Annotated in this window: 8 protein-coding genes; 7 read left to right on the top strand and 1 reads right to left on the bottom strand. The window is 67.4% G+C overall.

The window, feature by feature from the left end:
* The first annotated feature begins 10 nt into the window (after positions 1-10).
* The 4 genes from MUU56_RS07230 to dhaL (MUU56_RS07215) all read left to right on the top strand — a co-directional run bounded on the left by MUU56_RS07230 (position 11) and on the right by dhaL (MUU56_RS07215) (position 4,546).
* On the top strand, positions 11-1,003 hold the full coding sequence (locus MUU56_RS07230; RefSeq protein WP_244766660.1) for a dihydroxyacetone kinase subunit DhaK: 993 nt from the start codon (positions 11-13) through the stop codon (positions 1,001-1,003).
* 14 nt (positions 1,004-1,017) lie between these two features.
* On the top strand, positions 1,018-1,659 hold the full coding sequence (gene dhaL, locus MUU56_RS07225; RefSeq protein WP_244766627.1) for a dihydroxyacetone kinase subunit DhaL: 642 nt from the start codon (positions 1,018-1,020) through the stop codon (positions 1,657-1,659).
* Between the two features lie 135 nt (positions 1,660-1,794).
* Positions 1,795-3,897 carry a bifunctional sugar-binding transcriptional regulator/dihydroxyacetone kinase subunit DhaK gene (locus tag MUU56_RS07220; RefSeq protein WP_244766626.1) on the top strand — a complete coding sequence of 701 codons (2,103 nt, stop codon included), beginning with the start codon at positions 1,795-1,797 and terminating at the stop codon, positions 3,895-3,897.
* A gap of 13 nt (positions 3,898-3,910) precedes the next feature.
* Positions 3,911-4,546 carry a dihydroxyacetone kinase subunit DhaL gene (gene dhaL, locus MUU56_RS07215; RefSeq protein WP_244766625.1) on the top strand — a complete coding sequence of 212 codons (636 nt, stop codon included), beginning with the start codon at positions 3,911-3,913 and terminating at the stop codon, positions 4,544-4,546.
* A 34-nt stretch (positions 4,547-4,580) separates the two neighbouring features.
* On the opposite strand, the gene MUU56_RS07210 is transcribed toward dhaL (MUU56_RS07215), so the two are convergent.
* Positions 4,581-5,417, bottom strand: a complete 837-nt coding sequence (locus tag MUU56_RS07210; protein WP_244766624.1) for a beta-keto acid cleavage family enzyme — start codon at positions 5,415-5,417, stop codon at positions 4,581-4,583.
* Between the two features lie 91 nt (positions 5,418-5,508).
* On the opposite strand from MUU56_RS07210, the gene MUU56_RS07205 reads away from it, so the two are divergent.
* Genes MUU56_RS07205 through glnH form a run of 3 tightly spaced genes read left to right on the top strand, consistent with a single transcriptional unit; the run spans position 5,509 to position 8,489 of the window.
* A complete protein-coding gene (locus MUU56_RS07205; RefSeq protein WP_244766623.1) occupies positions 5,509-6,393 on the top strand; it encodes a MurR/RpiR family transcriptional regulator in 885 nt (294 codons plus the stop codon).
* On the top strand, positions 6,390-7,727 hold the full coding sequence (locus tag MUU56_RS07200) for an aspartate aminotransferase family protein (protein WP_244766622.1): 1,338 nt from the start codon (positions 6,390-6,392) through the stop codon (positions 7,725-7,727). Before MUU56_RS07205 ends, MUU56_RS07200 begins: the two co-directional genes overlap by 4 nt.
* 21 nt (positions 7,728-7,748) lie before the next feature.
* A complete protein-coding gene (glnH, locus tag MUU56_RS07195; protein WP_244766621.1) occupies positions 7,749-8,489 on the top strand; it encodes a glutamine ABC transporter substrate-binding protein GlnH in 741 nt (246 codons plus the stop codon).
* The last annotated feature ends 13 nt before the right edge of the window (positions 8,490-8,502 follow it).

Raw genomic sequence — 8,502 nt, 5'->3', positions numbered from 1 at the left:
AGGAGTTACCATGCAGCGTTTCATCAACGACCCTGACCTTGTTGTCGAGGATACCGTCAAGGGTTTTGTGAAGGCGCATTCGGATATCGTGCGCCTTGCGGAGAACCCGCGCGTCGTCGTCGCCCGGGACGCCCCGTTTGCCGGCAAGGTCGGCGTTGTGACGGGCGGCGGCTCGGGCCATGAGCCGGCCTTCATCGGCTATGCCGGCAGGAACATGCTCGATGCGGTCGCCGTCGGCGAGCTCTTCTCCTCGCCGACCGCCAAGAGCTTCCACGACGCCATCCGCGCGGCCGACGGCGGCAAGGGCGTCGTCGTGCTCTACGGCAACTATGCCGGCGACAACATGAACGTGAAGATGGCGACGAAGCTCGCCGCCAAGGACGGCATCGAGGTCGCGACGGTGGTCGCCAACGACGACGTCTGCTCGGCCCCGATCGCGGAACGCGAGAAGCGCCGCGGCGTTGCCGGCGAGATCTTCATGTGGAAGATCGGCGGCGCCAAGGCGGCGACCGGCGCGAGCCTCGAGGAGGTGCGGGCCGCCGCGCAGAAGGCGATCGACAACTGCCGCTCGATCGGCGTCGGCCTCGGCCCCTGCACGCTGCCGGCCGTCGGCCATCCGAACTTCCAGATCGAGCCGGGCACGATGGAGGTCGGCATCGGCCATCACGGCGAGCCGGGCGTGCGCGTCGAGACGCTGAAGACGGCCGAGGCGGTCGCCAGGGACATGGTGAAGATCGTGCTCGACGATCACGACCTTCCCGAAGGCACCGAGGTCGCCGTGCTGGTCTCGGGCCTCGGCGCGACGCCGCTCAACGAGCTCTACATCCTCAACGACACGATCGAGAGCGAGATCTCGGCGCGCGGGCTGAATATCCGCAAGACCTGGATCGGCAACTACTTCACCTCGCTGGAAATGGTCGGCGCGACGCTGACCGTCATGGCGCTCGACGACGACCTGAAGACGCTGCTCGATGTCGAGACGCGTTGCACGATCATCCTGTGACGGGAGGAAGCCCCATGCAGACCTTCGACAATGCGTCTTCCGGCGCGATCGTCCTCTCGATGGCCGAGCGGATCGTCGAGAACCGGGCCTATCTCAGCGAGATCGACGGCAGGATCGGCGACGGCGACCACGGCGTGAACATGGCCAAGGGCTTCGGCATGGCCGCCGAGCGGCTGAAGGGCAAGGACGCGTCGCTCGCCCAGTCCCTCGACACGCTCGGCACGGTGCTGATGACGGAGATCGGCGGCTCGATGGGCCCGCTCTACGGCGTCATGTTCACGGAATTCGCCGAGACGATCCAAGGCGTGGAGACGATCGACGCGGCGGCCTTCAGCAAAATGCTGCATGCCGGCCTTTCCGGCATCCGATCGATCGGCTCGGCCAAGGTCGGCGACAAGACGCTGCTCGACACGTTCGTTCCGGCGGTCGAGGCCTTCGACGCGGCGACGGCGGCGGGCAAATCCTTCGGCGAGGCGCTGGAAGCGCTCGTTGCGGCCGCCGAGGCCGGGCGCGATTCGACGATCGGCCTGGTGGCGAAGATCGGCCGCGCCAGCCGGCTCGGCGAGCGCTCGCTCGGCGTGCTGGATGCCGGCGCGACCTCCTGCGCCATCATCCTGAAGGAACTGTCCGACGGCGCACACGCCCGCCTCGGCTGAGGCAACCCCAACGGTCCTCCCAGGACGCGCGGCCCGCCCCCGCAACGGGCCGCGCAACGCTTTTTTGTCAAACCATGTTGCAAAGCGGCGGCGTTGCTTCCATGGTCGCCGCCTGAAGGGAGACCCGCAAAACCGATGGCTTTGAAGACTTCCGCACCGCGCAAGGGCGGTATCAGCCGGGTGAACGGGCCCGAAGGCATCGATTCCATCCCGCTGCGCTATGGCGACGACCCCTATGTCTGGGCCTGCTGGCTCTATTATGAAGACGGCATGACGCAGGGCGAGATCGCCGAGGCGATGGGCGTCTCGCGCGCCACCGTCAACAGCTACCTCGCCGACGCCCGCGAAAAGGGCATCGTCAACATCTCGATCGAGCCCGCCCGTCTCGCCTCGCTCACCATCGCGCAGGAACTGAAGCGCCATTTCGGCCTCTCGGATTGCCTCGTCGTGCCGAACGACGACGACACGCGCCCGCTGATCGGACGACTGGGCGCGGCCGGCGCGCAGGCGCTCGCCAAGATGATCAAGTCCGGCGATACGCTCGCCGTCGCCTGGGGCCGCACCATCCTGTCGGTCGGCGAACATCTGGAAATGGCTTCCTTGCAGGACGTCACCGTCGTGCAGGCGACAGGCGGCACCACCGCCAGCTTCGCCTATACGCCGGAACTGACCACGGCCGCCGTCGCCCGCGCAATCTCCGCCCGCTGCGTCAACATCACCGCCCCCGCCATCGTCGCTTCCGCACAGATGCACGACATGCTGCTCACCGAGCCGCTGATCCGCGAACAGTTCGACACGCTCGCCCGCGCCAACCGCGTCGTCTTCGGCATCGCCTCGCTACGCCCCAATTCGACGATCCACACCAGCGGCTTCTTCGAATCCGTGCCCCTCCAGCACTACCTCGCCAAGGGTGCGGCGGGCGTGCTTGCGGGACGCTTCATAGACGAGCGCGGCCGCCCCGTCGCCGGCCCGCTCGACGACCGCACGATCGGCATTTCGCTGGAGATGCTGCGCGGCATCGGCACCCGCGTCGCCGTCGCTGGTGGCTTCGACAAGGTGCCGGCCCTGCTGGCGGCACTGCGCGGCGGCTATGTCAACGTGCTGGTGACGGACGCGGCGACCGGCGCGGGCATCCTGCGCGCCGACGGCGTGACGAGCCTTGACGGAAAACTCTCGCAGCGCCAGAAGAGCACGCCGGTCGCCAACGCCTACCGCACGCACGTCAAGAAATTCCTCAACAATCCCAATGACGTTGTCGAGGAGATGCTGGATGGCCTGATCGCGGCGCACAAGCCCTATCTCCAGCCGATCGGCAATTCGCGCCGCGCCCTCGTCGCCCGCAACGGTCCGCGGCCCGGCAAGGTCGGCCTCGTCATTGGCGGCGGTACGGGGCACGAGCCCTGCTTCGTCGGCTATGTCGGCAAGGGGCTCGCCGATGCGGTGGCGATCGGCAACATCTTCTCCTCGCCGCCGCCGGACCCGATCGCCAAATGCGCCGTCGCGGCCTCCGGCGGCGCGGGCGTGCTCTTCGTCTACGGCAACTATGCCGGCGACGTGATGAACTTCGAGATGGCGGCCGAGATCGCCGAGGAGAAGGGCATCCCGATCCGCACGGTGCTGACCACCGACGACATCGTCTCCTCCCCGGTCGAGGACAAGGAGGGACGGCGCGGCGTCGCCGGCAATTTCTTCGTCTTCAAGGTGGCGGGCGCGGCCTGCGACCGCGGCATGACGCTCGACGAGTGCGAGGCCGTCACCCGCAAGGCGAACGACCGCACCTATACGGTCGGCGTCGCGCTCGAATCCTGCTCCATGCCGCAGACGCGGCGGCACAATTTCGAGATCGGCCCCGACGACATGGAGCTTGGCATGGGCATCCATGGCGAGCCAGGCGTCTCGCGCGAGCGCATCCGCACCGCCGACGAAATCGTCGATACGATCATGGACAACATCTTCAAGGAAATGAAGGCCGAACCCGGCGACCGGGTGGCGGTGCTCGTCAACTCCTTCGGCGCGACACCGCAAATGGAGCTCTACATCCTGTTCCGCCGGGTGGAGCAGCGGCTTGCCGCCAAGAACATCGCGATCGAGGCCAACTGGGTGGGGCACTACTGCACCTCGCTCGACATGGTGGGCGCCTCCATCTCGATCCTGCATCTCGACCGCCAGCTGACCGAGCTGCTGCACCACCCGTGCCAGACGGCGGTCCTGACCATCAACACGCCTGAAACGCCCTGACGGGGAGGAAGACATGTCGGAAAGCGCGGCGCGGGCTCTCGCGAAAATGTTCGAGCGGATGGCCGAGGCGATCGAGGCGGAGAAAGACCATCTCTCCGAACTCGACGGTGCGATCGGCGACGGCGATCACGGCATCACCATGTCGATCGGCTTCAAGGCCGTGAGCGCCGCCCTCTCCGCGCTCGACCTCGATGCGGCAAGCCCTTCCGAGGTGATGTCCACCGCCGCGACCGGCTTCCTCGATGCCGTCGGCGCCTCCACCGGCCCGCTCTATGCCACCGGTTTCCGCCGCGCCGCGCAAACGCTTGCCGGCCGCGAAAACCTCGACCTTCCCGCCTGCCGCGACATGCTCGCTGCCCTTTCCGAAGGGATCCGCGAGCGCGGCAAGGCGCAGCGCGGCGACAAGACCATGCTCGACGTCTGGCTGCCCGCGGCGCAGGCGGCCGCGACCGCTGTCGCCGAAGGCAGGTCGAAGCCGGATTTCTGGGCCGCCGTCACCTCCGCCGCCGACAACGGCGCGGCCGCGACCGCGACGATGGTCGCCGCCAAGGGCCGCGCCGCCCGCGTGCGCGAGCGTTCGCTCGGTCATCTCGACCCCGGCGCAACCTCCGCGGCGGCACTTGTCAGGGCGATGGCGGAGGCGCTTTAGCCCCTCATCCGCAAGGACTTGCAGGGCGTTTCTTTCAAATCAGATCAAAACCGTTGCGCAGATCCGCAGCACGGCACGAAGCGCATCCGAGGCGGTCGAGCGCCGTTGCGACGGTCTCGACGAGATCGGCGTTCGAGGCGGCAAGACTGCCGTCGGGCCGATGGAGGTTGTTCTCGAAGCCGACGCGGACATGGCCGCCGAGCAGGGCGCCGGCGGTGACGCAGGCCGCCTCGTGGCGTCCGAAGGCGCAGACGCTCCAGTTCGAAAAGCGCGGTGCCTCCGGTGCGAGGAAAGGCATGAGGTCGGCGGGCTGCGAGGTCTGGGACAGGGTATAGCGGCCGAGCACGTAGAGCACGGGGATATCCGGCCAGGGCACGAGGCCACGGCGGATCATGCCTTCAAGGCGCACCGCCTCCGCCGGCTCGTAGAGGATGATCTGCGGCAGGACGTTCTCCCGTTTCATCCAGAAGAGCGCCTCGGCGAAGGCGGGTTCGGCGGCCGCATCCGGCGCGAGTTCCCGCAGCGCCAGCGAGGCCGCCTCCGGCTTCACCGCCGTCAGCACGGCAATCTGCTCCGCCGGCGCGTAGAGGCCGAGCGCTTCCGTGGTGATCTGGATGACCAGGCGATCGCCCACCGCCGCGCGGATGGCCGCAATCGCCGCGCCATAGGCATCGGCATCGAGGAGATGACGGCCATCCGGTCGGCGCACATGGACGTGGATCATGGCGGCGCCCGCATCCAGGCATTCGGCTGCGGTGCGCGCCAATTCGCCCGGCGTCAGGGGGATGGCGGGATGGTCCGCCTTGGTGCGGCGGCCGCCGTTCGGGGCCACGGCGATGGCCACGCGGCGCGGTTCGCGAGAATCTGTCATCGTGCATCCAGGATATGATTCATATGGATCATATATCTACATTAATGAAACAACTGTTGCAAAGCAATTTGGAAAGGTGTATTCGATCGCCATGCAAAACGGCCCTCTCGCAGACCAGATCGTCCAGGCCTTCGACACGATGTCGGAGCAGCTCCGGGCCGCCGCGCGCTACGTGCTGAACCAGCCGCGCGAGGTCGCGCTGTTGTCCATGCGCGAGCAGGCACGGCAGGCGGGCGTGCAGCCCGCCACCATGACGCGGCTTGCCAAGCATCTCGGCCTTGCCGGCTACGAGGACATCCGCCAGCTCCATGCGGACGCCATGCGTGGCGACGTGACGGGCTTTGCCGGCCGTGTCGGCGCGCAGGCGAAGAGCCAGAAGCTGAAGGGCGACCAGGTGCTGGCAGCCGACATGCTGGGCGGCATCGCCGCGCAGGTCGGCCAGCTCTCGCAGCCCCAATCGCTGGAAATGCTGGTGGAAGCCGCCCGCCGGCTCGGCGCCGCGCGGCGCATCTATTGCCTCGGCCTGCGCTCCAGCCATTCGCCGGCCTGGCACCTGCACTACATCCTGTCGCTGGCGGGAAAACATTCGATCATGCTGGACGCCGTCGGCGGCATCGGCGCCGATGCTCTCGGCAGCGCGAGCGGCGAGGACGTGATGGTCGCGGTCAGCGTGCTGCCCTATACGCGCCAGACGATCGAGATCGCCGATTATGCCGGCGAGGTGGGCGTGCCGCTGATCGCCATCACCGACAGCCTCGTCGCCCCCCTCGCCCAGCTTGCCGCCTGCACGCTGGTCGTGCCGACCGAAAGCCCGTCGTTCCTGCACGCCATGTCGCCGGCCTTCGTCGTCGCCGAGGTGCTGGGCGCGCTGGTCGCCGGCCAGGCGGGGGATGCGGCAGGCGCCGCGCTTGCCGCCGTCGACCGCCAGTCGGCCGCCCTCAACACCCATCTCAAGACGAGGATGAAGCGTCCGTGACCCGCCTTCTGCATCGCGCCATCCATTCCCGCATGCCGGTCGCCGTGGGCGGCAGGGGCATCGAGCTGTTCGACGCCGAGGGCAAGGCCTATATCGACGCCTCGGGCGGCGCGGCCGTCTCCTGCCTCGGCCACGCCCATCCCGCCGTCCTTTCCGCCCTGCACGAGCAGCTCGACCGGCTCGCCTATGCCCATACGGGCTTCTTCACCTCCGAGGCTGCCGAGGCGCTGGCGGAACTGCTGATCGCGGACGCGCCGGCAGGGTTGAGCCATGCCTATCTCGTCAGCGGCGGCTCGGAAGCGGTCGAGGCGGCGCTGAAGATGGCGCGGCAATATTTCGTCGAGAAGGGCGAGCCGCAGCGCCGCCACATCATCGCGCGCCGGCAGAGCTATCACGGCAACACGCTCGGGGCGCTTGCCGCGGGCGGCAACGAGTGGCGGCGCGCGCAGTTCAAGCCACTTCTCGTCGAAACCCACCATATCGATCCGTGCTACGCCTATCGCCTGCAGGAAAGCGGCGAGAGCGACGAGGCCTATGCCGCTCGCGCCGCGCAGCAGCTCGAAGACAAGATCCTCGAACTCGGCGCGGACGAGGTCATCGCCTTCGTCGCCGAAACGGTCGTCGGCGCCACGGCCGGCGCGGTCCCGCCCGTCGCCGACTATCTGAAGCGTATCCGCGCCATCTGCGACCGCTACGGCGTGCTGCTCATCCTCGACGAGGTGATGTGCGGCATGGGCCGCACCGGGACGCTGCATGCCTGCGAGCAGGACGGCGTCGCGCCGGACCTGATGACCATCGCCAAGGGGCTTGGCGGCGGCTACCAGCCGGTCGGCGCCGTGCTGCTCTCGGAGAAGATCTTCGAGGCCTTCGCCAGCGGCTCCGGCTTCTTCCAGCACGGCCACACCTATATGGGCCACCCGATGGCCGCCGCCGCCGGCCTTGCCGTTCAGCAGGTCATCCGGCGCGAGAACCTCCTTGCCAATGTCGTTGCGATGGGCGCCGAGCTGGAAAGCCAGCTCGTCGAGCGCCTCGGCAACCACCACCATGTCGGCGACATCCGCGGGCGCGGCCTTTTCCGCGGGGTGGAACTGGTGGCCGATCGCGCCGGCAAGCAGCCCTTCGACCCGAAATTCAAGCTCAACGGCCTGATCAAGAAGGAAGCCATGGCGCGCGGCCTGATGGTCTATCCGATGGGCGGCACGATCGACGGCCGGCAGGGCGACCATGTGCTGATCGCCCCGCCCTTCATCGTCGAGCGCGCGGACATCACGCGCATCGTCGAGCGGCTGGGCGATGCGATCGATGCCGCCGTCGGCACACTTCCACACGCATAACCAAGCAAAAGGGGAACAACCATGAAACTGCGTACCATTCTATTTGCCGCCTTCGCATCGGTCCTCGCCTTCGGCCAGGCCGCGCGGGCCGAGGACCTTGTGGTCGCCACCGACACGGCCTTCGTGCCCTTCGAATTCAAGGAAGGCGACAAATATGTCGGCTTCGACATCGACATGTGGGATGCCATCGCCAAGGAGATCGGCGTCACCTACACGCTGCAGCCGATGGACTTCAACGGCATCATCCCCGCGCTCCAGACCAAGCAGGTGGATGTCGCGCTCGCCGGCATCACCATCAAGGACGAGCGCAAGAAGGCGATCGATTTCTCCGACGGCTATTATGACAGCGGCTTCCTGCTGATGGTGCCGGCGGACAGCACGGTCACGAGTGCCGAGGACCTGAAGGGCAAGATCCTCGCCACCAAGACCGGCACGTCGGCGACGGACTACGCCAAGGAGCACTTCAAGGAGACGGAACTGCGCCAGTTCCCGAACATCGACAATGCCTATCTGGAACTGCAGACCGGCCGAGTCGACGCCGCCATGCACGATACGCCGAACGTGCTCTACTACGTCAAGACCGCCGGCGGCGGCAAGGTGAAGGCCGTCGGCGAGCAGATGATGGCCCATCAATACGGCATCGGCTTCCCGAAGGGCAGCGAGCTCGTCGCCAAGGTCAACGCCGCGCTTGCCAACATGAAGAAGGACGGCCGCTACACCGAGATCTACAAGAAGTGGTTCGGCACCGAGCCGAAGCTCTGACGCCTCAGCCCCG

This window comes from Shinella yambaruensis (assembly GCF_022899355.1).
Classification (GTDB): Bacteria; Pseudomonadota; Alphaproteobacteria; order Rhizobiales; family Rhizobiaceae; genus Shinella; species Shinella yambaruensis.
This window is presented reverse-complemented; position numbering and strand designations above follow the sequence as displayed.